Annotated in this window: 27 protein-coding genes and 1 tRNA gene; 17 read left to right on the plus strand and 11 right to left on the minus strand. The window is 61.5% G+C overall.

Annotation, left to right across the window (positions count from 1 at the left end; translation table 11 throughout):
* Positions 1-88: 88 nt before the first annotated feature.
* The 10 genes from ldtR (at position 89) to ACRTG1_RS21655 (ending at position 10,519) form a co-directional block, all read left to right on the plus strand.
* Complete coding sequence (gene ldtR, locus ACRTG1_RS21610; protein WP_113154886.1) at positions 89-604, plus strand: transcriptional regulator LdtR; 516 nt, start codon at positions 89-91, stop codon at positions 602-604.
* A 280-nt stretch (positions 605-884) separates the two neighbouring features.
* The gene (locus ACRTG1_RS21615; protein ID WP_113154887.1) at positions 885-2,138 is read left to right on the plus strand and encodes a L,D-transpeptidase family protein; all 1,254 of its coding nucleotides are present in this window, start codon (positions 885-887) and stop codon (positions 2,136-2,138) included.
* 260 nt (positions 2,139-2,398) lie between these two features.
* Positions 2,399-3,715, plus strand: a complete 1,317-nt coding sequence (glyA, locus tag ACRTG1_RS21620) for a serine hydroxymethyltransferase (protein ID WP_113154888.1) — start codon at positions 2,399-2,401, stop codon at positions 3,713-3,715.
* Between the two features lie 36 nt (positions 3,716-3,751).
* Positions 3,752-4,219: a transcriptional regulator NrdR gene (gene nrdR / locus ACRTG1_RS21625; RefSeq protein ID WP_113154889.1), complete on the plus strand. Its 468-nt coding sequence runs from the start codon at positions 3,752-3,754 to the stop codon at positions 4,217-4,219.
* Position 4,220: 1 nt separating this feature from the next.
* Entirely contained in the window at positions 4,221-5,342 is a 1,122-nt protein-coding gene (gene ribD, locus ACRTG1_RS21630) for a bifunctional diaminohydroxyphosphoribosylaminopyrimidine deaminase/5-amino-6-(5-phosphoribosylamino)uracil reductase RibD (protein WP_297557731.1), read from the plus strand.
* A complete protein-coding gene (locus tag ACRTG1_RS21635; protein WP_299941101.1) occupies positions 5,342-5,956 on the plus strand; it encodes a riboflavin synthase in 615 nt (204 codons plus the stop codon). Before ribD ends, ACRTG1_RS21635 begins: the two co-directional genes overlap by 1 nt.
* A 45-nt stretch (positions 5,957-6,001) precedes the next feature.
* The gene (ribH, locus tag ACRTG1_RS21640; RefSeq protein ID WP_206546703.1) at positions 6,002-6,469 is read left to right on the plus strand and encodes a 6,7-dimethyl-8-ribityllumazine synthase; all 468 of its coding nucleotides are present in this window, start codon (positions 6,002-6,004) and stop codon (positions 6,467-6,469) included.
* 1 nt (position 6,470) lies between these two features.
* Entirely contained in the window at positions 6,471-6,962 is a 492-nt protein-coding gene (nusB, locus tag ACRTG1_RS21645; RefSeq protein WP_113154893.1) for a transcription antitermination factor NusB, read from the plus strand.
* Positions 6,959-8,176, plus strand: a complete 1,218-nt coding sequence (locus tag ACRTG1_RS21650) for an MFS transporter (protein ID WP_206549230.1) — start codon at positions 6,959-6,961, stop codon at positions 8,174-8,176. Before nusB ends, ACRTG1_RS21650 begins: the two co-directional genes overlap by 4 nt.
* A 210-nt stretch (positions 8,177-8,386) precedes the next feature.
* A complete protein-coding gene (locus ACRTG1_RS21655; RefSeq protein ID WP_113154895.1) occupies positions 8,387-10,519 on the plus strand; it encodes a sodium-translocating pyrophosphatase in 2,133 nt (710 codons plus the stop codon).
* Positions 10,520-10,650: 131 nt separating this feature from the next.
* Here ACRTG1_RS21655 and ACRTG1_RS21660 read toward each other — a convergent pair whose 3' ends face one another.
* Positions 10,651-11,172, minus strand: coding sequence for an outer membrane protein assembly factor BamE (locus ACRTG1_RS21660; RefSeq protein ID WP_206549232.1), 522 nt, complete (start codon positions 11,170-11,172; stop codon positions 10,651-10,653).
* A gap of 125 nt (positions 11,173-11,297) precedes the next feature.
* Here ACRTG1_RS21660 and ACRTG1_RS21665 point away from each other — a divergent pair, with 125 nt between their 5' ends.
* The 7 genes from ACRTG1_RS21665 to ACRTG1_RS21695 all read left to right on the plus strand — a co-directional run bounded on the left by ACRTG1_RS21665 (position 11,298) and on the right by ACRTG1_RS21695 (position 15,892).
* Positions 11,298-11,846, plus strand: coding sequence for a ubiquinol-cytochrome C chaperone family protein (locus ACRTG1_RS21665; RefSeq protein WP_206549233.1), 549 nt, complete (start codon positions 11,298-11,300; stop codon positions 11,844-11,846).
* A 3-nt stretch (positions 11,847-11,849) separates the two neighbouring features.
* Entirely contained in the window at positions 11,850-12,401 is a 552-nt protein-coding gene (locus ACRTG1_RS21670; protein ID WP_206546700.1) for a YceD family protein, read from the plus strand.
* Positions 12,402-12,511: 110 nt separating this feature from the next.
* The gene (gene plsX, locus ACRTG1_RS21675) at positions 12,512-13,567 is read left to right on the plus strand and encodes a phosphate acyltransferase PlsX (protein WP_113154899.1); all 1,056 of its coding nucleotides are present in this window, start codon (positions 12,512-12,514) and stop codon (positions 13,565-13,567) included.
* Between the two features lie 9 nt (positions 13,568-13,576).
* A complete protein-coding gene (locus ACRTG1_RS21680; protein ID WP_113154900.1) occupies positions 13,577-14,548 on the plus strand; it encodes a beta-ketoacyl-ACP synthase III in 972 nt (323 codons plus the stop codon).
* A 108-nt stretch (positions 14,549-14,656) separates the two neighbouring features.
* Positions 14,657-14,980, plus strand: a complete 324-nt coding sequence (locus ACRTG1_RS21685; RefSeq protein WP_113154901.1) for an integration host factor subunit alpha — start codon at positions 14,657-14,659, stop codon at positions 14,978-14,980.
* 190 nt (positions 14,981-15,170) lie between these two features.
* Complete coding sequence (locus ACRTG1_RS21690) at positions 15,171-15,692, plus strand: MerR family transcriptional regulator (protein WP_113154902.1); 522 nt, start codon at positions 15,171-15,173, stop codon at positions 15,690-15,692.
* A 123-nt stretch (positions 15,693-15,815) separates the two neighbouring features.
* Positions 15,816-15,892 (plus strand) — tRNA-Pro (locus tag ACRTG1_RS21695).
* Between the two features lie 35 nt (positions 15,893-15,927).
* Here ACRTG1_RS21695 and ACRTG1_RS21700 read toward each other — a convergent pair.
* The 10 genes from ACRTG1_RS21700 to ACRTG1_RS21745 all read right to left on the minus strand — a co-directional run bounded on the left by ACRTG1_RS21700 (position 15,928) and on the right by ACRTG1_RS21745 (position 22,119).
* Positions 15,928-17,010: a tyrosine-type recombinase/integrase gene (locus ACRTG1_RS21700; protein WP_432517147.1), complete on the minus strand. Its 1,083-nt coding sequence runs from the start codon at positions 17,008-17,010 to the stop codon at positions 15,928-15,930.
* A 186-nt stretch (positions 17,011-17,196) separates the two neighbouring features.
* A complete protein-coding gene (locus ACRTG1_RS21705) occupies positions 17,197-17,586 on the minus strand; it encodes a hypothetical protein (protein ID WP_297557639.1) in 390 nt (129 codons plus the stop codon).
* A 166-nt stretch (positions 17,587-17,752) separates the two neighbouring features.
* Complete coding sequence (locus ACRTG1_RS21710; RefSeq protein WP_432517149.1) at positions 17,753-18,220, minus strand: hypothetical protein; 468 nt, start codon at positions 18,218-18,220, stop codon at positions 17,753-17,755.
* Positions 18,220-18,408, minus strand: coding sequence for a hypothetical protein (locus ACRTG1_RS21715; RefSeq protein WP_206549095.1), 189 nt, complete (start codon positions 18,406-18,408; stop codon positions 18,220-18,222). The genes ACRTG1_RS21710 and ACRTG1_RS21715 overlap by 1 nt, the downstream gene beginning before the upstream one ends.
* A complete protein-coding gene (locus tag ACRTG1_RS21720) occupies positions 18,405-19,523 on the minus strand; it encodes a hypothetical protein (RefSeq protein ID WP_432517150.1) in 1,119 nt (372 codons plus the stop codon). Before ACRTG1_RS21720 ends, ACRTG1_RS21715 begins: the two co-directional genes overlap by 4 nt.
* Positions 19,523-20,572, minus strand: a complete 1,050-nt coding sequence (locus ACRTG1_RS21725) for a PD-(D/E)XK nuclease-like domain-containing protein (RefSeq protein WP_432517152.1) — start codon at positions 20,570-20,572, stop codon at positions 19,523-19,525. The genes ACRTG1_RS21720 and ACRTG1_RS21725 overlap by 1 nt, the downstream gene beginning before the upstream one ends.
* Positions 20,573-20,679: 107 nt before the next feature.
* Entirely contained in the window at positions 20,680-20,889 is a 210-nt protein-coding gene (locus tag ACRTG1_RS21730; RefSeq protein ID WP_432517153.1) for a hypothetical protein, read from the minus strand.
* Positions 20,889-21,170, minus strand: coding sequence for a hypothetical protein (locus ACRTG1_RS21735; RefSeq protein ID WP_432517154.1), 282 nt, complete (start codon positions 21,168-21,170; stop codon positions 20,889-20,891). Before ACRTG1_RS21735 ends, ACRTG1_RS21730 begins: the two co-directional genes overlap by 1 nt.
* Positions 21,170-21,520: a hypothetical protein gene (locus tag ACRTG1_RS21740; protein ID WP_299941153.1), complete on the minus strand. Its 351-nt coding sequence runs from the start codon at positions 21,518-21,520 to the stop codon at positions 21,170-21,172. Before ACRTG1_RS21740 ends, ACRTG1_RS21735 begins: the two co-directional genes overlap by 1 nt.
* A 32-nt stretch (positions 21,521-21,552) precedes the next feature.
* Positions 21,553-22,119, minus strand: coding sequence for a hypothetical protein (locus ACRTG1_RS21745; protein WP_432517155.1), 567 nt, complete (start codon positions 22,117-22,119; stop codon positions 21,553-21,555).
* Between the last annotated feature and the right edge of the window lie 22 nt (positions 22,120-22,141).

Raw genomic sequence — 22,141 nt, forward strand, 5'->3', positions numbered from 1 at the left:
TAAGTCGAATTTTAGATGCCTTCGCTAGGTTCGGGTCAAGGTGAGACAAAAAACAAAAATCACCGGCGTCAAACGAGAGGCTTTAGTTATGAATACTTCGCGACCCGCGGCGAAACCTGCCGCTTCGAATGAAGAACGCTCGGATGCACTGCGTTCTCTTTATCTTGAATCCCTTCAGCTTGTGGAGCGCCTGCACCGCCGTCTGCTCGACGTCATCAAGGACGAGTTCGAGCGCAACGGCCGCAGCGACATCAACGCCATTCAGGCGCTGCTGCTCTTCAACATCGGTGACACGGAACTGACGGCAGGCGAGCTGCGCTCGCGCGGCTACTATCTCGGCTCCAATGTTTCCTACAACCTCAAGAAGCTGGTTGATCTCGGCTTCGTCAACCATCAGCGCTCTCGCGTCGACCGTCGTTCGGTGCGCATCAGCCTGACGCCGAAGGGTGTCCAGGTGGCAAAGGTTGTCGAAGGTCTCTACAACCGTCACATCGGCTCCATCGAGCAGGTCGGCGGCATCAGCGCCGATGAGTTCAGCCAGATGAATCGTGCCCTCCAGCGCCTTGATCGCTTCTGGAACGATTCCATCGCCTACCGTATGTAGTCTCGCCTTGATCACCTGACTGCGCGCCGGTGTGCAGTCATTCGAAGGCCGGCGTGGCGGGACGCCGGCCTTCACGCATCCGTTATTTTGCGATAGGTGACTGCTGGTCACGTTAAGGTCATAATCCGGTGGAACCTAAGGCGCAGGAGCCGCTTGGCGTGCGAGCGCCATTTTTGAATAAGGTTCGCGGATTCTTAACGCAGTCGCGGCATGGTCAGGCCGCAACACTGCCCGCAGCCCTCCCGGAGGGGTGCTAGCCACAGAGAGCTCGGACACGCGTATGAAGACGAACCGCCGTATGTTTTTAACCGGTGCCGGTGCTGCCGCTACGGCAGCGATGACCGGAGCCGCCAACGCCCAGGACTTTCTTGACGCGATCATCCGTTCGCCAAGGCGTGGCGCCTGGAACGATCAGTTTGATGCTCGCGCCAGCGCCGGCGGCAAGGTTGCGACCAATCTTCCCATCTTCAGTCAGGAAACCGTTTCCTACCTTCAGCGCGCGATCATGGAATATTCCAACATCGTCTCGCAGGGCGGGTGGCCGCGCGTTCCCGACAACAAAAAGCTTCAGGTCGGTGTGGTCGATCCCAATGTGGAGGTCCTGCGCCGCAGACTGATGGTGTCCGGCGATCTCTCGCCGCGTGCGGGCATGTCGCAGTCGTTCGATTCCTATGTTGAAGCGGCGGTCAAGCGCTTCCAGACCCGCCATGGCCTTCCTGCCGACGGCGTTACCGGACCGCACACCTTTGCGGCGCTCAATGTTCCGGCGGCCATTCGCCTTGGCCAGCTTCAAACCAATCTGGGCCGGCTCACCTCCATGTCGGGCTCCATGGGCAATCGCTATGTGGTGGTGAACATTCCCGCCGCCGAGATCGAGGCCGTGGATACGGGCCGCGTCGTGCTGCGCCACACCGCCATTGTCGGCAAGGTGGACCGCCAGACGCCGATCCTGAATTCCAAGATCAACGAAATCATCATCAATCCCTACTGGAATGCGCCGGTGTCGATTGTCCGCAAGGACATCATTCCGCTGATGCGCAAGAACCCCAGTTACCTGACCGACAACAATATCCGCCTGATCGCGCCCAATGGCAGCGAAGTGGATCCGCTGACGGTCGACTGGTCGACGGATGATGCCGCAAAATACCGGTTCCGGCAGGATCCGGGCCGGATCAACGCCATGGCGTCGATCAAGATCAACTTCCCGAACCCGCATGCGGTCTACATGCATGACACGCCCCAGCAGGGCATGTTCCGCGATCTCGACCGGTTCTATTCGTCGGGCTGTGTTCGCGTGCAGAATGTGCGCGACCTGGTGACCTGGCTCCTGAGCGAGACCGATGGCTGGGGCCGTCGCCGCATCGAGCAGACCATTCAGACCGAAGAGGATGTGCGCGTCGCGCTGTCCAATCCGGTGCCGGTCTATTTCACCTATATCTCCGCCTGGTCGACCGGCGATGGCGCCGTGCATCTGCGCGACGACATCTATGCCCGCGACGGGGCGAGCGAGCTGCAGATCTCGACGGCGCTTTAGCGTGTCGTCGTCGGGCTGCATTGCCTGACGGGCGCATGAGGGTGTCTTCTGAAACGAAGACGGGCCGGTGCGAGTCTGCCGAAAGCGACGGCTCGGCCCGAGCGCAATATCCTACGGTCAATTGCCGCAGCCGCCCGAAACCGGGCGGTTGCTTCGTTTTTGGAGGATAAATTTTCGTCTGCGGGCGTGGTGGCGGCGAGGGAAAAATGCTAGATGCCCGTCTTCCGCATTTGATCCATCATCGAAGGGAATAAACCGCCATGGCACTTGCGACCGCCGCCGCTTCAAGCGAGGCCGATGCCTTCTTCACCCGCCCGCTCGAAGACAGCGACCAGGAAATCTTTGCCGCAATCCGTCAGGAACTGGGCCGTCAGCGTCACGAAATCGAGCTGATCGCCTCGGAAAACATCGTTTCGCGCGCTGTGATGGAAGCGCAGGGTACGGTGCTGACGAACAAATACGCGGAAGGTTATCCGGGCAAGCGGTATTATGGCGGTTGCCAGTATGTCGATATCGTCGAGGAACTGGCGATCGAGCGCGCCAAGAAGCTGTTCGGCTGCGCCTTCGCCAACGTTCAGCCGAATTCCGGTTCGCAGATGAACCAGGCCGTCTTCCTCGCGCTTCTGCAGCCGGGCGACAGCTTCATGGGCCTCGACCTGAATTCCGGTGGACACCTGACGCACGGTTCCCCGGTCAACATGTCCGGCAAGTGGTTCAACCCGATCTCCTACGGCGTTCGCAAGGACGACCACCTGCTCGACATGGACGAGGTGGAGCGTCTTGCAAAGGAACACAAGCCGAAACTGATCCTTGCCGGCGGCACCGCCTATTCGCGCGTGTGGGACTGGAAGCGTTTCCGCGAGATCGCCGACGAGGTTGGCGCATGGCTCATGGTCGACATGGCCCACATTGCAGGTCTCGTGGCCGCTGGAGAGCATCCGTCGCCGCTGCCGCACGCCCATGTGGTCACCACCACCACGCACAAATCGCTGCGCGGCCCGCGTGGCGGCATGATCCTGACCAATGACGAGGCGCTGGCGAAGAAGTTCAACTCCGCCGTCTTCCCGGGTCTTCAGGGCGGCCCCCTGATGCACGTCATCGCAGCCAAGGCAGTTGCTCTGGGCGAGGCGCTTGAGCCTGAGTTCAAGACCTATGCGCGCAACGTCGTCACGAACGCCCGTGCGCTGGCCGAGAGCCTGAAGGACACCGGTCTCGACATCGTGTCCGGCGGCACTGACAACCATCTGATGCTGGTCGACCTGCGCCCGAAGAACGCCACGGGCAAGCGCGCCGAGGCAGCTCTTGGCCGTGCCAACATCACCTGTAACAAGAACGGCATTCCGTTCGACCCTGAAAAGCCCTTCGTCACCTCCGGCATCCGTCTTGGCACGCCGGCCGGCACGACGCGCGGTTTCGGCGCTGCCGAGTTCCGCGAGATCGGCCAGCTGATCGCCGAGGTTCTGGACGGCCTCAAGGTCGCCAATTCCGACGAAGGCAATGCTCAGGTCGAGCAGGCTGTGAAGGACAAGGTGATCGCGCTCACCGAGCGCTTCCCGCTCTACCCCTATCTGGGGTAAGCCTGTCACGAATGGATTCGTGAACAAGGGCCCGATATGCGCTGTCCGTACTGTCAGTCGGAAGACACACAGGTAAAGGATTCCCGCCCCGCAGAAGACGGGGCGGCAATCCGCAGACGGCGCGCCTGTCCCGATTGCGGCGGGCGCTTCACCACATTTGAGCGCATTCAGCTGCGCGATCTGGTGGTGGTCAAGCGGTCGGGCCGCAAGGTGCCGTTTGACCGCGACAAGCTGATGCGTTCCTTCGACATCGCGCTCAGAAAGCGCAATGTCGAGCCGGAGCGCATCGAGCGTGCGGTCACCGGCATCGTGCGCCAGCTGGAAAGCTCCGGCGAGACGGAGATCCCCTCCGATGATATCGGCCTTCTGGTCATTGATGCGCTGAAAGTGCTCGATGACATTGCCTATGTGCGCTTCGCCTCCGTTTATCGCAATTTCCGCGAAGCCAAGGATTTCCAGGACGTTCTTGGCGAGCTGAAAGGCAATGAGGAAAACGAGGGATAGGATGGACACCGGCAGGGCGTCGGCCAGCGATCTCGACCGGCGTTTCATGGCGGCGGCCATCCGGCTTTCACGCCGGCATATGGGCCTTGCCGGAACCAATCCCTCCGTTGGAACACTGATCGTCCGCGACGATGGCGCCGGCCCGCAGATTGTCGGGCGCGGCGTGACGGCCATTGGCGGTCGTCCCCATGCCGAACCGCAGGCGCTGGCGGAGGCGGGCGAGGCTGCACGCGGCGCGACCGCCTATGTCACGCTCGAACCCTGTGCCCATCATGGCCGCACGCCACCCTGCGCCAATGCGCTGGTGAATGCCGGCATTGCCCGCGTTGTGGGCGCTGCCGCCGATCCCGACCCCCGCGTCAGCGGCAATGGCTACGCCATTCTGCGCGAGGCGGGCATTGAGGTTGTGGAGGGCGTTCTGGCCGACGAAGCGGCAGACATGCTGCGCGGCTATCTCATGCGCTCCGAGAAAAAACGCCCGGAAGTGACTCTCAAGCTTGCCTTATCGGCTGACGGCATGATTGGCCGCATGGGGGAGGGGCAGATCGCCATCACCGGTCCCGCTTCGCGCCGGCAGGTGCACATGATGCGGGCCGAAAGCGATGCGATCCTTGTCGGCATCGGCACGGCGCTGGCTGACGATCCGTCTCTGACCTGCCGCCTGCCGGGGCTTCAGGCGCGCTCGCCGCTGCGTATCGTTCTTGATCGCGACATGAAGCTGCCGACAAACTCGGCTCTGGCGCGCACGGCCCGCGAGGTGCCGGTTCTTCTGACAGCCGCCAGTGATTGCCCGAGCGACAAACGCAGGGCGCTGGCCGGGGCGGGCGTCGATTTTCTCGGAGTCGAAGTACATGAAGGCCAGATTGCGCTGCCAGAACTTCTTGAAGACCTGGCGGCGCGCGGCATTGCAACGCTCATGGTCGAGGGCGGTGCCTTCACCGCCAGACGGTTCCTTGAAGAAGGGCTGGTCGACCGGCTTGCGCTCTTTTCTGGGCCATCCGAAATCGGGGCTGGTGGAATTGCCGCGCCAGTCGATTTCGACCATATCCCCGAAGGTTTCGGCCTGCTGCGCGAGGCGCGGTTCGGCGAAGATGTTTACCGCGAATATGTGAAAGGCGGCTGATGTTCACCGGCATTGTCACTGATATCGGCACCGTGCAATCGGTCACCCCGCGTGATGAGGGCGTGCTCCTGCGCATCGAGACGAATTACGATCCGGCGACCATCGACATCGGTGCGTCCATCGCCTGTTCGGGTGTCTGCCTCACCGTGGTGAAACTGCCTGAAGAGGGCGCGAACACCCGCTGGTTCGAGGTGGAAGCCTGGGAAGAGGCGCTGCGGCTGACCACGGTTTCCGACTGGCAGTCCGGCCAGCGCATCAACCTGGAACGCGCGCTCAAGGTGGGCGACGAGCTGGGCGGACATATTGTCTCGGGCCATGTGGACGGCATGGCCGAAATCGTCGAGCGCCGGGATGAGGGCGAAGCGGTCCGTTTTGTGCTGGAAGCGCCGAAAGAACTCGCCAAATTCATCGCGCCGAAAGGCTCGGTGGCGCTGGACGGCACATCCCTCACGGTCAACCGTGTCGAGGGTGTTCGGTTCGATGTTCTCCTCATTCATCACTCGCTTGCGGTCACCACCTGGGGGCAGCGCGCGGTGGGCGACCGGGTGAATATCGAGGTCGATACGATGGCGCGTTACGCCGCACGTCTTGCGGATGCCGCCAAAGAGGCTTAAGGCAGCGCTTCTCTTTCTGAATTGTTTGCCGTGCGGAGAATGACCATGGCCGATGCGCGCCCCCTGAGGCTGCTGATCGTCGAAGCCCGTTTTTACGACCACCTGGCCGATGGCCTGCTGGAAGGCGCGAAAGCCGCGCTTGAGGCAGCCGGTGCCGACTATGATGTGGTGACTGTGCCTGGCGCGCTTGAAGTGCCGGCTGCAATCGCCTTTGCCGCGTCCGGCAATGGTGGCCCTGTCTATCACGGCTATGTGGCGCTTGGCTGCGTCATCCGTGGTGAGACTTATCATTTTGACGTAGTGGCCAACGAGTCGAGCCGTGCGCTGATGGACCTTTCGGTGCAGCAGAACCTTGCCATCGGCAATGGTATCCTGACCGTCGAGAACGAAGCGCAGGCTCTGGCCCGCATCGAACAGAGCGAAGGCACCAGCGGCGAGAGCATGGGCAAGGGACATTTCGCCGCCGAAGCGGCACTGACGATGATTGCGCTCAAACAGCGCCTGGGAGCTTGATGTGACCGTACCGACCGCAGACGGCTTTCGCCCGGCCAACAAACGCGGCGCCGCACGGCTGGCCGCCGTTCAGGCGCTTTACCAGATGGATGTGGCCGGCACCGGCCTTCTGGAAACCACCGCTGAATACGAGCTTTTCCGGCTCGGCAAGGAGATCGACGGCGAGCTTTACCGCGATGCCGATCCGCAGTGGTTCCGCGCCATTCTGGCGGGTGTGGTGGAAGACCAGAAAACCATCGACCCGGTGATCCGCAAATCGCTGACCGAAGACTGGCCGCTGTCACGGCTCGATTCGACCCTGCGCGCCATTCTGCGCGCCGGTGTGTTCGAGCTGACGCGCCGCCGGGATGTGCCGGTCGCGGTGATCGTTTCCGAATATGTGGACATCGCCAAGGCGTTCTACACCGAGGACGAGCCCAAGCTCGTCAATGCCGTGCTCGACCGGGTCGCCCGGCGCAGCCGTGATGAGGGCAGGGGGAAAGACAAGGAATGACTGGAACGCGCGATGACCTGTACCGTGAGGCGAAACGCACTGCATTAATCCTCGCTTCCGCCCAGGCCATCGTCGGCTCCGCTGCCCCGATCGCCATTTCCATGGGCGGCCTCGCGGGCTTCTATCTCCTTGGCAGCGACAAGTCGCTCGCAACCGCGCCCGTCACCGGCTTCAATGTCGGCATCGCGCTTGGCGCGCTTCCCGCCGCTGCACTCATGCGCGCCGTCGGTCGCCGCAATGGCTTCATGGCCGGCGGTCTTGTCACCGCCTGTGGCGGTTTCGTCGCGGCGAGCGCGCTCTTCCAGAGCAGTTTCTGGCTCTTTGCCTTCGGCTTGATGCTTGTCGGCGTCGGCAACGCCTTCCTGCAGCAATACCGCTTCGCAGCCGCAGACAATGCGCCGGCCGATTTCAAGCCGCGCGCCATTTCCTGGGTGCTGGGCGGCGGTGTGTTTGCCGCGATCATCGGACCGCAGACCGTCATCTACACGCGCGACCTGTTCGCGCCGATCATGTTCGCGGGCGCGTTTGCCGCGCTGATCGGTCTTGGTCTTTTAGGCACGGTCATCCTGTCTTTCCTGCGTCTCCCCAAGGAAGCGCCCTCGGCAACGCTTGACGATCATGAGCCGGCAAGGCCGCTGGCGCAGATCCTGTTGCAGCCGCGCTTCCTGGTCTCGCTGTTCTGCGGCGTGGCTTCCTACGCGCTGATGAGCTTCGTCATGACCGGCGCGCCGCTGGCCATGGTTGGCTGCGGCTTTACGCCGGACGAGGCAACGCTGGGCATTTCCTGGCACGTCATGGCGATGTTCGCGCCGAGCTTCATCACCGGCCGGCTGATCGCCCGCTTCGGCAAGGAAACCATTGTCGCGACGGGCCTCGTCACGCTTATCGGCTGCGCCATCGTTGCGCTTTCGGGCATTGAGCTGTGGCAGTTCTGGACGGCCTTGATCCTGCTGGGCATCGGCTGGAACTTCGGTTTCATCGGCGCGACCGCCATGGTTGCCGAGTGCTACCGCTCGTCGGAGAAGAGCAGCGTGCAGGGTGTGCACGACTTCATCCTGTTCTCCACCACTGCTTTCGCCTCCCTGATGTCGGGCCAGATCTACAACGCCTTCGGCTGGAACATGCTTGCCTGGATCGTTATCCCGGTTGCGGCCACATGCCTTGTGGCTCTTGGCATTCTGGCTATGAGCAAGCGCACGAAGCAGGCCGCCTGAGGCCGCTTCAACCGGCGCTGACATCTCCTGGAAAGCATCTGGTCTTTCCGGGAGGTGTGACAATTTATCCCAGCACAACCTTGACGGTGCGTCACGGCTTCGACCAAGCTGCGCGGATTGGGCCGGAGAGGGCGCAAATGCCGCCGGCCTTTCCAGCATGACCCGGGAGGGGGTTCCAACTGCGGGTCGAAATCAAGGGATAGATTGGCAATGAACATGCTTTTCGTGGTCATCGCCTGCGGCGTGCTTTCCGTACTCTATGCCATTTGGGCAACCCGGTCGGTGCTGGCCGCCGACCAGGGCAATGCACGCATGCAGGAAATCGCCGGCGCCATCCGTGAGGGTGCGCAGGCTTATTTGACAAGGCAGTACACCACCGTCGCCATTGTTGGCGTCGTGGTCTTCATTCTCGCATGGTGGCTGCTCACCGGCGTGGCGGCCATCGGCTTCCTCATCGGTGCGGTTCTCTCCGCCGCCGCAGGCTTCATCGGCATGCATGTTTCGGTGCGCGCCAATGTGCGCACGGCGCAGGCCGCATCCAACAGCCTCGCAGCCGGCCTCGACATCGCCTTCAAGTCGGGCGCGATCACCGGCCTTCTGGTCGCCGGTCTCGCACTGCTCGGCGTGTCAGTCTATTTCTGGATACTCACCGGCCCGCTCGGTCACGCACCGACGGACCGCATCGTCATCGACGCTATGGTCGCGCTCGGTTTCGGCGCGTCGCTGATCTCCATTTTCGCGCGTCTCGGCGGCGGCATCTTCACCAAGGGGGCAGATGTCGGCGGCGATCTCGTGGGCAAGGTGGAGGCGGGCATTCCCGAAGATGATCCGCGCAACCCGGCCACCATCGCCGACAATGTGGGCGACAATGTCGGTGACTGCGCCGGCATGGCCGCCGATCTGTTCGAAACCTATGTGGTGACGGTCGTGGCCACCATGGTGCTCGCCTCGATCTTCTTTACGGGCGAGACGGCGCTGACGCTGATGCTCTTCCCGCTGGTGATTGGCGCTGCCTGTGTCGTTACCTCGATCATCGGCACCTTCTTCGTGAAGCTTGGTTCCAACAATTCCATCATGGGCGCGCTTTACAAGGGCTTCTGGGCCACCGCCGGTCTGTCGGTCGTGGCGCTTGCGATCATCATCTGGGGCTGGCTTGGCGGCTCGACCGCGTTCTCGGCCAGCAATGGATCGGAGTTCACCGGCGCATCGCTCTTCTGGTGCGGCGTGGTGGGGCTCGGTGTGACCGGCCTCATCATCTGGATCACCGAATATTATACGGGCGTCGGCTATCGGCCGGTCCGCTCCATCAGCCAGGCGTCGGTGACCGGGCACGGCACCAATGTCATTCAGGGCCTCGCCGTCTCGCTTGAGGCGACGGCGCTGCCGGCCATCGTCATCATTGCCGGCATCATCCTGTCGTTCAATCTGGCGGGCCTGTTCGGCATCGCCATCGCGGTGACGACGATGCTGGCGCTGGCCGGCATGGTGGTGGCGCTCGATGCGTTCGGCCCGGTGACGGACAATGCCGGCGGCATTGCCGAAATGGCGGATCTGCCAAGCGAAGTGCGTCAGACGACCGATGCGCTCGACGCGGTGGGCAACACGACCAAGGCGGTGACCAAGGGCTATGCCATCGGTTCGGCGGGTCTCGGCGCACTGGTTCTGTTCGCGGCCTATACGGAGGATCTCAAATTCTTCGCGGCCAATGCGGAGCCGGGCACCTTCTTTGAAGGCGTCACCGTCGATTTCTCGCTCTCCAATCCATATGTGGTGGTCGGCCTTCTGTTTGGCGGTCTGCTGCCATTCCTGTTCGGTGGCCTCTCCATGACGGCCGTTGGCCGGGCAGGGGGCGCGATCGTACAGGAGGTGCGCCGGCAGTTCCGCGAGAAGCCGGGCATCATGGAAGGCAGGGAGAAGCCCGATTATGGCCGGGCGGTTGACCTTTTGACCAGGGCGGCGATCAAGGAAATGATCATTCCTTCGCTCCTGCCGGTGCTTTCGCCGCTTGTCGCATTCGCCGTGGTCTATGCGATTGCCGGCAAGAACGAGGCCTTCTCGGCGTTGGGCGCAATGCTTCTGGGCGTGATTGTGACCGGTCTCTTCGTGGCGATTTCCATGACCGCCGGCGGCGGTGCCTGGGACAATGCCAAGAAATCCTTCGAGGACGGTTTCGTGGACGCCGATGGCGTGAAGCATGAAAAGGGCTCGGAGGCGCACAAGGCGTCGGTTACCGGCGATACGGTGGGTGATCCCTACAAGGACACCGCAGGCCCGGCCGTGAACCCGATGATCAAGATCACCAACATCATCGCGCTTCTTCTGCTGGCCGTACTGGCGCACTGACAGGGCGCGCTCCGTCCTCGCCGCTCTGCAAAAGGGTGGCGGGGCGAGGAACTTCCGGAGGCGGAAGGAGAGACAAAGAAAAAGCCCGCAGGCAACGCCTGCGGGCTTTTCGATTGAAACCGGGATTCGGATCAGCCGCCGCCGCCGAACATGCCTGCAGGTGGCCCGCCCTTCGATGCGCCGGCGAGAATCTGGCCGATGAAGGTCTGTTCCTTGCCGCCGGTCGGCGTGGTGCGCGAAATGAAGTCGAAGACCCTGCCGTCTTCCATTCCGTAATGGGCGATCTTCGAAACGCGCTCATCATCGCCGAAATAGACGGCGAGAACCTGCTGCTCCACAAGGCGTGCGCGCATGAAGGCTGCGCCGCGAACGCGCTTCTGGGAAATATAGTAGAAGGCCTCGTTGTCGAAGGTCGCCGTGGTGGAGGGCGAACCAAGCGCCAGGAGAACCTGCTCGCGGCTGGAACCCACCGGCACGAGTTCGAGTGCCTGCTGGTCGATCACATAGCCCTGCGTCAACGTTTCGCGCGCATTGAGCGTGTTGGCGACATTACAGCCGGACAGCACAGCCGCCGAACCCACGATCCCGGCCGCCAAAATTGTGCGTCCGACAGGATAGCTGTTGATTTTTTTCACCTGCAACGACATCTCCATAGCGTCCCCGGCGCCAAGGCTTTCAATCGAAAGCCCTTGTTCCCGCCGGCAAAACGGGTAAACCAGCTTAAGCGCCGATGCAACCTGATCCTGTCCCAAACCAGCCCCGAGGGAGGGCAATTCCCATGTTCAAGAAGCTGTTTGGCTTTGGGCAGCGTTCGCGCCTCACCGTCATTGACGGCTTGTATGAACGAATCGTGGCGGCCTCGCGGCAGCCCGTCTTTTACGCAAAGTGGGAAGCGCCGGACACGCCACTTGGCCGTTTCGAGATGATTGCGCTGCACATGATCCTCGTTTTGCGCCGCGTTCGCAACGAAGAGGACCCCAAGGTCCGCGAGACGGCCCAGGAGCTGACCGATCTCTTTTTCAGCGATGTCGAATATGCGATTCGCGAACTGGGAATCGGTGATCTGGGCGTGCCCAAGCGCATCAAGAAGCTGGCGCGCATGTTCTATGGCCGCGCCGCCGCCTATGGCGATGCGCTCGATGCAGGCGATGTCGAGGCGCTGGCAGCCGCCATGCAGCGCAACATCCGCCCCGATGTCGAAAACTGGCAGGGCGCGCGCCCGCTTGCCGATTACGCGGTGGAAGCCGCCGATGCGCTCGATGCGCAGCCGGTGGAAAAGCTGATCGCCGCCGAAATTTCATTCCCTGACGCACAAAGGGAGATCTGAACCATGTCCGCCACCAGGAAATCCCCGGTTTCATTCGAGGTGAATGTCCACCGTCTGCCGCGCAAGGGCATGCCGGTTGAGATCAACGCCGATGAGAACCAGCGCCGCGCGCTGGCTGCCGAACACGACCTTCTTTCCGTTGAGCGTTATGTCGCCGCAATGACCGTTCGCCCCTGGAAGGCCGATGGCGTGCGGATTATCGGAAAGGTGGAAGCTGATATCACACAGTCCTGCGTGGTCACGCTGGAGCCGGTGACGACTCACATTGAGGAAGAGGTCTCGGCCACGCTGGTGCCCGAGGGCTCCCGGCTCGCCCGCAACGACATTGATGGCGGCGAGTTCGTGCTCGATGCGGAGGGGCCGGACATGCCCGAACCCTTCCAGGGCAGCATCATTGATGTGGGCGCGCTGGCCGAGGAATTCTTCGCGCTTGGCATTGACCCCTATCCGCGCAAGCCCGGGGCTGTTATTGACGCTCCCGATGCAGGCGATGATGCACCGAAAGAGGCCGGGCCACTCTATGAAGGCCTGCGCAAGCTCGGGCAAAAAAGCTGAATTGCGTGACCGATGGGCGAAACAAGGTTGTGCCACCGGTCAAAAGCGCTATTTTCGCCGCACATTTGAGCCGATGCCGGCGACCGATCAACGTTTGAGGCAAATCACGCGTGGTACGCATTTCGATTGACGCGATGGGTGGGGATCATGGTCCCGAGGTCACGCTGCGTGGCCTGACCAAGGTCATCGAGCGGCGTCCCGACGCCCGCTTTCTTGTATACGGTCGTGAAGACGCCGTTGTTCCGGTGCTTGATGCGCTGCCGGGCCTTCGCGATGTGAGCGAGTTCACCCATTGCGAAGTCGCGGTGCGGATGGACGACAAGCCCAGCCAGGCACTGCGCCAGGGCCGCTGGAAGTCTTCCATGTGGAAGGCCATCGAAGCGGTGAAGAATGGCGATGCGGATGCCTGCGTTTCCGCCGGCAATACCGGCGCGCTGATGGCCATGTCGAAATTCTGCCTGCGCACCATGGCCGATATCGAACGCCCTGCCATTGCGGCCATCTGGCCGACCATGCGCAGCGAGAGCATCGTGCTCGATGTGGGCGCGACCATTGGCGCAGACGCCCAGCAGCTCGTCGATTTTGCGATTCTGGGCGCTGCCATGGCCAATGCCCTGTTCGACGTGGAGCGTCCGACCGTGGGCCTGCTCAATGTCGGCGTTGAAGAGATCAAGGGTCAGGAAGAAGTGCGCGAAGCCGGTCGCATGCTGCGCGAGGCCGCACTCAAATCCATGCGCTATGAAGGTTTTGTCGAAGGCGACGATATCGGCAAGGGCACGGTCGATGTGGTCGTTTCAGAAGGTTTCGCCGGCAATATCGCGCTGAAGACCGCCGAAGGCACGGCGCGTCAGATTGCCGGTTATCTCCGCGAGGCGATGGGACGCACCATGATGGCGCGCATCGGTTATCTGTTTGCACGCGGCGCTTTCCAGCGCCTCGGCGAAAAGATGGATGTGCGCAAGATCAATGGCGGCGTCTTCCTCGGGCTCAACGGCATCGTGGTGAAAAGCCATGGTGGCGCCGACGCTGAAGGCTTCTCTGCCGCCGTGGAACTTGGATATGAAATGGCGCGCAGTCATCTGCTCGACAAGACGCGCGCCACTCTTGACCTTTATCACGCCCGCCAGCCGCTTCCGGCCGCCGGCGCTGCAGCCGTGAATGAATAGGACGCTGTGATGATTAGATCCGTCGTGCGTGGCATTGGCTCCGCTTTGCCCCGCCGCATCATGAAGAATGCGGAATTCGAGAAGCTCGTCGACACGACTGACGAGTGGATCGTGCAGCGCACGGGTATCCGCCAGCGCCATATCGCTTCGGAAGACGAGACCACGGCGTCGCTGGGCGAGGCGGCTGCGCGCGCAGCGCTCGACAGCGCCGGGCTGACCGCCGACGACATCGACATGATCATTCTGGCCACGTCGACCCCCAACAACACGTTTCCCGCCACGGCCGTCGAGATTCAGGAACGTCTCGGCATGCGCGGCGGTTTCGCGTTCGACATGCAGGCCGTGTGCAGCGGCTTCGTCTATGCCATCACCACCGCCGATCTCTACATTCGCGGTGGTCAGGCAAAGCGCATGCTGGTGATTGGCGCGGAAACCTTCTCGCGCATTCTTGACTGGAACGACCGCACCACCTGCGTGCTCTTCGGCGATGGCGCCGGCGCTGTCGTTCTGGAAGCACAGGAAGGCGAGGGCTCTCTGGATGATCGCGGCATTCTCGCCGCATCCTTACGCTCCGATGGCAGCCAGCGCGACAAGCTCTATGTGGATGGCGGGCCCTCGACCACCTGCACGGTGGGGCATCTGCGCATGCAGGGCCGCGAAGTGTTCAAACATGCCGTTGGCATGATCACCGACGTCATCGAAGACGTGTTTGCCAAAACGGGCATCACTGCCGACGATATCGACTGGTTCGTGCCGCACCAGGCCAACCGCCGCATCATCGACGCCTCCGCCAAGAAGCTCGGCATTGCCGAGGAGAAGGTTGTGATCACCGTCGACAGGCACGGAAACACCTCGGCGGCGTCCGTGCCGCTGGCGCTTTCCGTTGCGGTGGAAAACGGCCAGATCAAGAAGGGCGATCTGGTTCTTCTTGAGGCGATGGGCGGCGGATTCACCTGGGGCGCCGTTCTGGTGCGCTGGTAGCGACAGCAAATCACATGCATCGTCCTTGACCGTTACGAAGCAATTTTTGTAACGTCAGCGCCGCGTATTGAAATCATAAGCATTTTCAAGATTTGGATGGGTAGCCCTATGGGGGGAAAGACACTGACGCGTGCCGAGCTGGCTGAGGCCGTCTATCGGAAAGTCGGACTGTCACGCACCGAGTCCGCCCAGCTTGTCGAAATGGTTCTGCAGGAAGTCTGCGACGCGGTTGTTCGCGGCGAGACCGTTAAGCTCTCTTCCTTCGCCACCTTCCAGGTGCGCGACAAGAACGAGCGCATCGGCCGCAACCCGAAGACCGGCGAGGAAGTACCGATCTCGCCACGTCGCGTCATGACGTTCAAGGCTTCCAACGTCCTCAAGGATCGTATCCTCAAGGCGCATCAGGACAGGCAGCCGCGCGAAAGCGCCTGACCTTTTCCGGCCCCGCAGGGCCACCACGGTGCACAATTGCGCGTGGTGCTTTCGACAGGCTCACGAACTGGTTAAACTCCCGAATCGTCGGGCGTTGGCTGGAAGCTGTTGCGTTTCCCTCCGAGGCCCGCATCGTTCGGCAGGGCTCCGCACGCAGGTCGGAGCCACAGCCCGCAGGAGACGCGTGACCATGGAAAAGAGCCCCGACGCCTTCCGTACCATCAGCGAAGCCGCCGAAGAACTCGATCTGCCGCAGCACGTGCTGCGTTTCTGGGAAACGCGGTTCTCGCAGATCAAGCCTTTGAAGCGGGGCGGTGGACGCCGCTATTACCGGCCGCAGGACATCGACCTGATCAAGGGCATTCGTCACATGCTCTACGATCAGGGTTACACCATCAAGGGCGTACAGAAGCTTCTGCGCGAGAACGGCAACCCGTTCGTCGTCGCCATTGGTCGTGGCGATGTGGCGGCGGTCGAGGCCATCGCCCAGAGCCAGCAGGCGGACGTGGAAAAGACGGTTTCCGAGGAGGAAGTGCTGGTTGGCGCTCCGAAAGCGAAGCCGAGCAAGCGTTTTTTCGGCCTTGGGCGCGGCGAGCAGGAGGGGCCCGTCCCGGCGGATGCGGAGAGCCTTTCGCGTGACAACAGGGCGCTTTTGCAGGAGGCGCTGTTCGATCTCCTGGAGTGCAAGCGCCTTCTCGACCAGGTGCGCTGATCGTTTCGGATCGCCACCGCGCATCCTTGTTGTTGAAAGCCGGCCCCGTTGCCGGCTTTTTGCTGCGGAATGATTTTTAGGCCTTGCGCGCCCCCCTCGGAAACTATATCCCTTGCGCCGGTTCGGAGCGTAGCGCAGCCCGGTAGCGCACTTGACTGGGGGTCAAGGGGTCGTGGGTTCGAATCCCGCCGCTCCGACCATTTTTCTTCCATAATTCAGCATGTTGCAGCGTCGTTCATTTGACGCCGCGACCTGCTGGTTTACAATTTTCTGGCTGGTTTACAGAACGCGTTCCTGTTTCGATCTTTTCCACAGCCGCGCTCGACACCAGATAGTGCTTGCGAATGATGCCTTCGGCGTCCTTTTCCGCGTGCCCGGTGATCTCCGCAATCTCACGAATCGATGCACCGTTTCTGTAGGCGAGGGTTACGAACGTCCCCCTCAGGTCGTGGAATGTCTTGCCCTCGATCCCGGCTGCGGCGACTGTTTTCCTCCACGAAGACTTGAAACCGGAGGTCCATGGCTTGCCGCTGCGATTCGTCAGGATCGTTGCTGCTGGCGTGTCTCGTTTGGCGTTCTCGGCCTTCGCCGCATCCAGAACTGCGCGAAGCTCTCCAGAAACCTTCACGGCGACATGGGCGCCGGTTTTGGACTGCCGAAGCCTGATGGCATTCCCGTCGTAGGCTGACCAGGTGAGGGCGAGCAGATCCCCCTGCCTTTGCCCGGTCCATGCGGCCAGCATCATCGCGCGCACCAGTGGCTCGCGTGCCTTCTCCCGGAACGCCTTTATGTCCATGTCGGTCCAGATGATGTCTCGTCTGGTTCCGTCGCTTACCTTGGTGATGCGCTCCAACGGGTGGCGTTCGATCATCTCACGGTCGAGGGCGAACCAGAACAGACGCTGCAGAACGCTCATGTAGAGGTCGGCCTTGCGGGGATGCGTCTCTGCCATCTCGTCGCGCCACTCGAGAAATAGGGTGCGACTACCAGCTGCGGATATCCGCTCTGCCGTCATGTCGTAGAATTCGCCCTCAATGGCGCGGATTGCCAGGTCATAGCCCTCACGGGTGCTGGGTTTCAGGTCTTTGTAGTGTGGGGATTTGAGGTAACCGCGAATGATCTCGGCCATGCAGCCCTGATAGGGCGCGTCTTCTCGGTCGCGCGTCAGCCGCAGGTATTCCTCAGTGAATTTTCGGTGCTCGGTTTCTGGATCGGCCTTGATGGCCGGGCCCCCTCGCCACGCATAGTGGTAGGTTTTGACCGATCCGTCGGCCAGTCTCTTCTTGACGCTATGAACGCCCACGAGTTTTACCCGCACTGTGTCTGTCCCTCCATGCGCGGAGGGAATTGCCGCCATTCAGAGGCGCGCTGTCAAATCGGTCATTGTGAGTATCGGGGATAAGCGTAATCGCTCCATCCACCTCAAGGCGTACGGTCAGGCCCATATCTCGGGCCACGCGACCGGCGTTCTCGATCTCGGATCGACGGTGACGGAGAGGCTTTGTCATCTCGCCCTCGCATTCACAATGATCTTGATGGCTGCCTCGGTCTCGCCAGTGACGGTGTATAGCGCGTGGGCGATCCTCAAAGGGTCAATCCCTTGCGCGTCCCAGAACGCCTTTTCGTTCATGTCGTGCTGTTCGCGATGCTCTCCGGGCGTCATGGGGACGGTCCAGCAATCGTCTGGCTTCTGGCCCTTGCCGGTTCGCTTCTTCCGGTACATCGGGTCGCCGTAGCGTATATGGCAGGCCTCACACCGGCCGATCTCGCCAGAGATCACGCTTGGCAAGGTTCTGATCCAAGCCAGGTGGCGCTCGTCCTTGATACGGGCCGTGGCCTTGCTCGACGGATCGAGTGCGAAGGCGGTCGGGGCTTTGACGATCTCGAAGGCCATCAGTTGCCCTCCGATTTCAGAGCGATCTCGATCAGGCGCCGGATGGCTTCGGAGCGGGTAGGAACTCGGTTCTCAAAGCGCCAATCGTCAACGGCTTTGATTTCATCCGCTGTAATCACCAAGTTCATCCTTTCGGTCGGGCTTTCACCCAATCTCGGCCTTGCCATCACGCACCGCCTTTCGGGGAGGGGAGCAATGGCTGCATCGAGCCAGTCTCATACGCCTGAGCGATCCGTGGTTTGACGTGCTCAGACACCGAATGGCCGTCGGGCATCTGGATATGAGCGAGAAATGCATCCTCGAAGCTCTCAATGCCGCTTTCGATGCTTTCGAGCTTCGCCTTGATGCAGAGAAACAAGGCTCGCCACCTGGATCGGCAGGCCTGCTCCCATGCCGACAGTGCGGCGTCGGTCGACCGAGTCTTGCCACGAGCGGTCATGACGAACTCTCTATCGCGCTGATTGGGGAGGGGAAGGTGAAAGACGATCCGGCGGCCGGACATCTCAAAGACGAGCATCGCGCGTGTCTGTTCCTCGAACACGCCGAAGCCGGCGGCCTTGTGCTTCCTAAGGAGGCCGTCGATCTCGCCCTTGGTCTTGCTGACCGAGACGCTTGTGGTTGATGCGTAGGCCATCACCGCGCCCTCCGTTGATGCTCCGCGATCTCCGCTTCAACCAGACGCGCCAGTTCAAGGCACATCACGTCGAGGCGAAGCTCATCGGTGCGTAGGTCGAGCGTCTTTCTGGCAATTGCCCGAGCGCCACGGCTGCCCTTCGGAAATGAGCGCGCAACCTCGGCGAGGGTGTCGGCTGAGATGGTCATGCCGCCAGATCCTTCTCCTCGCACCCGACAACGCCGGCAATCGTCGCCCGGCAGTCATCAAGCTCGATTTCATTCCGGCAGCAGGCACGGGCGTAATTGGTGATCGACTTCGCCTTGGACCGCACATCTTCGCTCAGGCCTTCGACAAAGAGCCCCTTGGACTGATTGACGACGACAACCTCATCCTCACCGATGGCGCCGATGATCGCTTTGGCGAACGTTTTGAGCCAATCCGGATCGACGGAAGCCGGCTCGCTTTCGCTCTCTCCCATGTCATGCGAGCCGGCCTCGTCCGCCGTGGCGGGTGAATTGTCGGCAGCGGAGCGATCTGAATTTGTGGCGACGAGCGCCCCGCTGCCGTCACCGGTGGGGCTTTCTGCCGGTGAACTGTGTTCCTGGTGGATTTCCTGACCGCTGGAGAGCCCTTCGGTCTCGCGTGTCACGTTGGCCATGTCGAAACCTTCGCGCGTCTCCTGCGTGTCCCCAGACGGTTTCTGAGCCTGCAAGCGCGACATAAGCGACGGGGGCGTCACGTCCTTGGCGTTGTCAGGCCCGCGGAACTGATCTGCTTCGTCCCGGTCGTAGACGCCGAGGATCACCTCTGGCGTGTGTCGACGGCCCCACGCTCGGGCGGTGTAGTAGCAGTGCTGCTGATCAGGGTCGGACTTCCAAAGCGGGGAGTTCTTCGGAGTGATGTCCTTGAACTTCGGAGAGCGAACCTCGAGCTCTTCGCCGTCTATTTTCCCATAGGCGATGCAGACCCGTTCCGGACCTTCGCCCTCAAAGCGGAACTTCAAGCGTCCCTCGATGCCGGATCGTGTGTTGATAACAGCCATGATGAGCTGGGCTTCATATGCAATCTGGCCGTTGACCGAATAAGACTTCGAAGCAACAGCGAACGGGCTCATCTCCCATTCGAGAGCCTGAAGCGCCACGGCCATGCATGCCCCGGCGTTGCCGCGCAGGTGCTTCGGCAGTGCAATGTCTGCTTTGCACATGACCTCTGCGAAGCGGACGACCTCGCCAAGCGTCTGTGGGGCGATCTTAGAGCCGTTGCCCGATGCGATTCCGACCTGGTTGATTGAGGTGTTTTGCTGCGAGACGAGCTGGTTCATTATGCGGCCTCCTGCTGGGCGATCTGGTCTTGATGGTCGAGGAAGTCGTCGAGCCGGGATTTGGCCCACGGCTTCATCTGGATATGCCGCTCGCCGCCTGAGAACGGACGCGCGCCCGGCCAGTCATCGGCATCAAGGCAATGACGGATTGTGTTCAGGCACCAACGGATGACGCGCTCGCCACGGTCGATGTCATGGGCTGAGATTTCGACATGTGCCGTGTCCGGAACATCGTCGTTCAGCACATAGACCAGCACGAACGTCTCAAAGGGGATGCCGAGCGAACGGCAGATCATCCGAGTCATTGCTGCCTGGAGGAAATAGCCAGCGTCGAAGATCTGGCGCTCCAGAAAGTCCTCATCAAACTTCGATGCGGTCTTTAGGTCCGCGAACACACCATCTGCGTTCGGCATCGCATCGGGGCGACTACGCAGCCAGATGCCGGTTTCCTCGTCCTTCCAGAACATCGAGCGCTCAACGCGGCCGTTGAGGACACCCATTTGAATGAGCGGGTATGTCGATGCATCCTCGGCAATGCGCTTGATGCGCTCGATCTGCTCAGCGGTGATGACCGTCAGATTGTTCTCGGACGTATGCTCCAGCCACGCCTTGCAGTCGTTCGCGTTACCGCTCCACTTCCGGCGTTCTTTGGGAGGTAGCTCACCATCGTCGGGCCGGTAGTCCGGCCGAACGGCGAACTTCTCCGAGAATACCTCGTCTCCAAGCAGAAGCGCATGCGCGGCTTTGCCGAAGTCGAGCGCTGACGTGGTTTCCTGCGCGATGTGGTTCGGGTTCCACGACCACCGGCCCCAGAATGCCTTGGGAGAGCCACCGTAAGCCGGCAAGAGCCATTTCAGCGCAGATTTCGAGATAGACGGGCCATCCAGAAGGTCGCGCTTCTGGTGATACTGGTCGAGCGTGATGCCGGAATAAACGCCCGGTTCGGTGATCGTCTTGCCGTTCCACTGTCTTTCTTGGGAAAGGCTTCCGACTATCCGCGAGGCAATGTCACCGATGGACTGCATCGCGTCTGTGTCGAGATCGGTCATGGTTCAATCCTCAGTGGGGCGTTTCAAAGAACCCGACGAGCAGGGCGCTGATGACGATCAGAGCCAGAGCGCGGGCCGTGGGGTGTTCGGGGAATGGGAGGAGGGCGCTAAGCATTGGGCTGGCCCCCGGCGTCTGAGAGCGAGGCAAGAAACTGCTCTGCTTCTTCCTCAACCTTCCGGGCGCGCTCGACACGCTCCCACTGCTGCTTTCCGAGGCCAGACTGGTAGCGAACTGCCTCAAGCATGCGGGTGAGGTCGGTGATCGTCCTGAGAGCCGCGCAGAGATGGCGGTCCATTTCTGGAAGGCGGTTGTCCATCAGAAATCCTCCGGGTAGTCGGGCTCGGGCGAGTTCTCCATGAGCCAGCCCTCGATTTCCTCGCGCTCTTCATCCGTGAACTCGAATTCAGCGGCGTCGGGATCGCCCTTGCGCTTGGCGCTGATGATCTCGATCTCATCCGGCTCGGCTGGATGGCCCGGATAGGTGAGCGATCCATAGTGAGCGGGGAGACCAGCGCGGAATTTGTAGTCGATGCAGATATCGACGCTCGGCTCTTCGCCGCGCTCGATGGTCCATTCGGCGTAGAAGGTGATACCCATCAGAGCTTGCACCCGTCCTGAACGCCGTAGCCGTCGTGGCTGAGCTGCTTGTCAGCCGGCTCCGGATCGGCGTGGAACTCGGACACAGCGAACTCGGGGCGCAGGTAGTCGACCAGACCGGCGAGAACGGCGAATTCCGTCTCGGTGATCGACGACCAGAACCGGCCACCACCATGCACTGCGGTGTTGATGGCCTCGGCCGCATTGCCAAGCGCATGACGCTTGCCGCTGCTGTCCCTGGCAAAGCCTTCCATGGCCCGGTTCATGTCCACTCGGCGGACTGGCGCGCCATTGGTGAAGTTCGACAGCGCACGTCCTAAGTCTGCGCCAGTGATCTCTCGGGTGCTCATGATCTCGTGCTCCATGTTCCCGGGGGAGTGGGCTAGGCGGACGGCATCTGCGGCGGATGGGTGATGCTCTTGTCGCGGCGATCCTTGCTCTGGTCGCCGAAGCTCTTGACGTAGAAGGTCTCGGAGAGGAGCCGGTTCACGGTCTCGTGGAGCTCGCCGCGTAGTTTGTCCTTGAGCGCACCGGCCAGATTGATGACGTGCTGCTTCATTTCGCCTTTGAAGTCGGCGGCAACCAACTGGGTCATCATCCACTCAGCACGGGTCACTTCCGCGCCGTAGCCGCTAGATGGCTTGCCTTGGCGATCAACTGTTGTGTTCCAGTATCCGCTGATCTGCTTCTCAAGCTCGGCGCGGATCGTGGTCTTTTCGCCCTTCTGCTGGCCGAAGCTGTCGACCTTGCAGTATTCGCGCTCAAGTCCGTCAGTGATGGCCAATTCGATCTCGCTACGAAGCCTCTTCTCTGCGACGTCCGTCCAGAGCTTCTCAATCCGGGCGTCGAATGCGTGTCTGGCGCGATCAAACAAGTTCTCATTGCTGATCAGGTCATTTGCCACCTGCTGAATGATCGCGTCTTCGATGCGCTTCTTGTCGATTTCCATCGTTCTCTTCCTCTCCATCGTG

This window comes from Nitratireductor sp. PBL-C9 (assembly GCF_050877045.1).
Taxonomy (GTDB): domain Bacteria; phylum Pseudomonadota; class Alphaproteobacteria; order Rhizobiales; family Rhizobiaceae; genus Nitratireductor; species Nitratireductor aquimarinus.

Bases quoted from the DNA above. Each gene is read 5' to 3' on its own strand.
- ACRTG1_RS21705 (WP_297557639.1), bottom strand. From the start codon at position 17,586: ATGGCCTTCGAGATCGTCAAAGCCCCGACCGCCTTCGCACTCGATCCG.
- ACRTG1_RS21745 (WP_432517155.1), bottom strand. From the start codon at position 22,119: ATGGAAATCGACAAGAAGCGCATCGAAGACGCGATCATTCAGCAGGTG.
- ACRTG1_RS21720 (WP_432517150.1), bottom strand. From the start codon at position 19,523: ATGAACCAGCTCGTCTCGCAGCAAAACACCTCAATCAACCAGGTCGGA.
- glyA (WP_113154888.1), top strand. From the start codon at position 2,399: ATGGCACTTGCGACCGCCGCCGCTTCAAGCGAGGCCGATGCCTTCTTC.
- ACRTG1_RS21725 (WP_432517152.1), bottom strand. From the start codon at position 20,572: ATGACCGATCTCGACACAGACGCGATGCAGTCCATCGGTGACATTGCC.
- ACRTG1_RS21655 (WP_113154895.1), top strand. From the start codon at position 8,387: ATGAACATGCTTTTCGTGGTCATCGCCTGCGGCGTGCTTTCCGTACTC.
- ACRTG1_RS21670 (WP_206546700.1), top strand. From the start codon at position 11,850: ATGTCCGCCACCAGGAAATCCCCGGTTTCATTCGAGGTGAATGTCCAC.
- ACRTG1_RS21715 (WP_206549095.1), bottom strand. From the start codon at position 18,408: ATGACCATCTCAGCCGACACCCTCGCCGAGGTTGCGCGCTCATTTCCG.
- ribH (WP_206546703.1), top strand. From the start codon at position 6,002: ATGGCCGATGCGCGCCCCCTGAGGCTGCTGATCGTCGAAGCCCGTTTT.
- ACRTG1_RS21735 (WP_432517154.1), bottom strand. From the start codon at position 21,170: ATGGGTATCACCTTCTACGCCGAATGGACCATCGAGCGCGGCGAAGAG.
- ACRTG1_RS21635 (WP_299941101.1), top strand. From the start codon at position 5,342: ATGTTCACCGGCATTGTCACTGATATCGGCACCGTGCAATCGGTCACC.
- ribD (WP_297557731.1), top strand. From the start codon at position 4,221: ATGGACACCGGCAGGGCGTCGGCCAGCGATCTCGACCGGCGTTTCATG.
- ACRTG1_RS21730 (WP_432517153.1), bottom strand. From the start codon at position 20,889: ATGGACAACCGCCTTCCAGAAATGGACCGCCATCTCTGCGCGGCTCTC.
- ACRTG1_RS21740 (WP_299941153.1), bottom strand. From the start codon at position 21,520: ATGAGCACCCGAGAGATCACTGGCGCAGACTTAGGACGTGCGCTGTCG.
- ACRTG1_RS21710 (WP_432517149.1), bottom strand. From the start codon at position 18,220: ATGGCCTACGCATCAACCACAAGCGTCTCGGTCAGCAAGACCAAGGGC.
- ACRTG1_RS21690 (WP_113154902.1), top strand. From the start codon at position 15,171: ATGGAAAAGAGCCCCGACGCCTTCCGTACCATCAGCGAAGCCGCCGAA.
- ACRTG1_RS21685 (WP_113154901.1), top strand. From the start codon at position 14,657: ATGGGGGGAAAGACACTGACGCGTGCCGAGCTGGCTGAGGCCGTCTAT.
- ACRTG1_RS21615 (WP_113154887.1), top strand. From the start codon at position 885: ATGAAGACGAACCGCCGTATGTTTTTAACCGGTGCCGGTGCTGCCGCT.
- ACRTG1_RS21665 (WP_206549233.1), top strand. From the start codon at position 11,298: ATGTTCAAGAAGCTGTTTGGCTTTGGGCAGCGTTCGCGCCTCACCGTC.
- ldtR (WP_113154886.1), top strand. From the start codon at position 89: ATGAATACTTCGCGACCCGCGGCGAAACCTGCCGCTTCGAATGAAGAA.
- ACRTG1_RS21650 (WP_206549230.1), top strand. From the start codon at position 6,959: ATGACTGGAACGCGCGATGACCTGTACCGTGAGGCGAAACGCACTGCA.
- ACRTG1_RS21660 (WP_206549232.1), bottom strand. From the start codon at position 11,172: ATGGAGATGTCGTTGCAGGTGAAAAAAATCAACAGCTATCCTGTCGGA.
- nrdR (WP_113154889.1), top strand. From the start codon at position 3,752: ATGCGCTGTCCGTACTGTCAGTCGGAAGACACACAGGTAAAGGATTCC.
- ACRTG1_RS21680 (WP_113154900.1), top strand. From the start codon at position 13,577: ATGATTAGATCCGTCGTGCGTGGCATTGGCTCCGCTTTGCCCCGCCGC.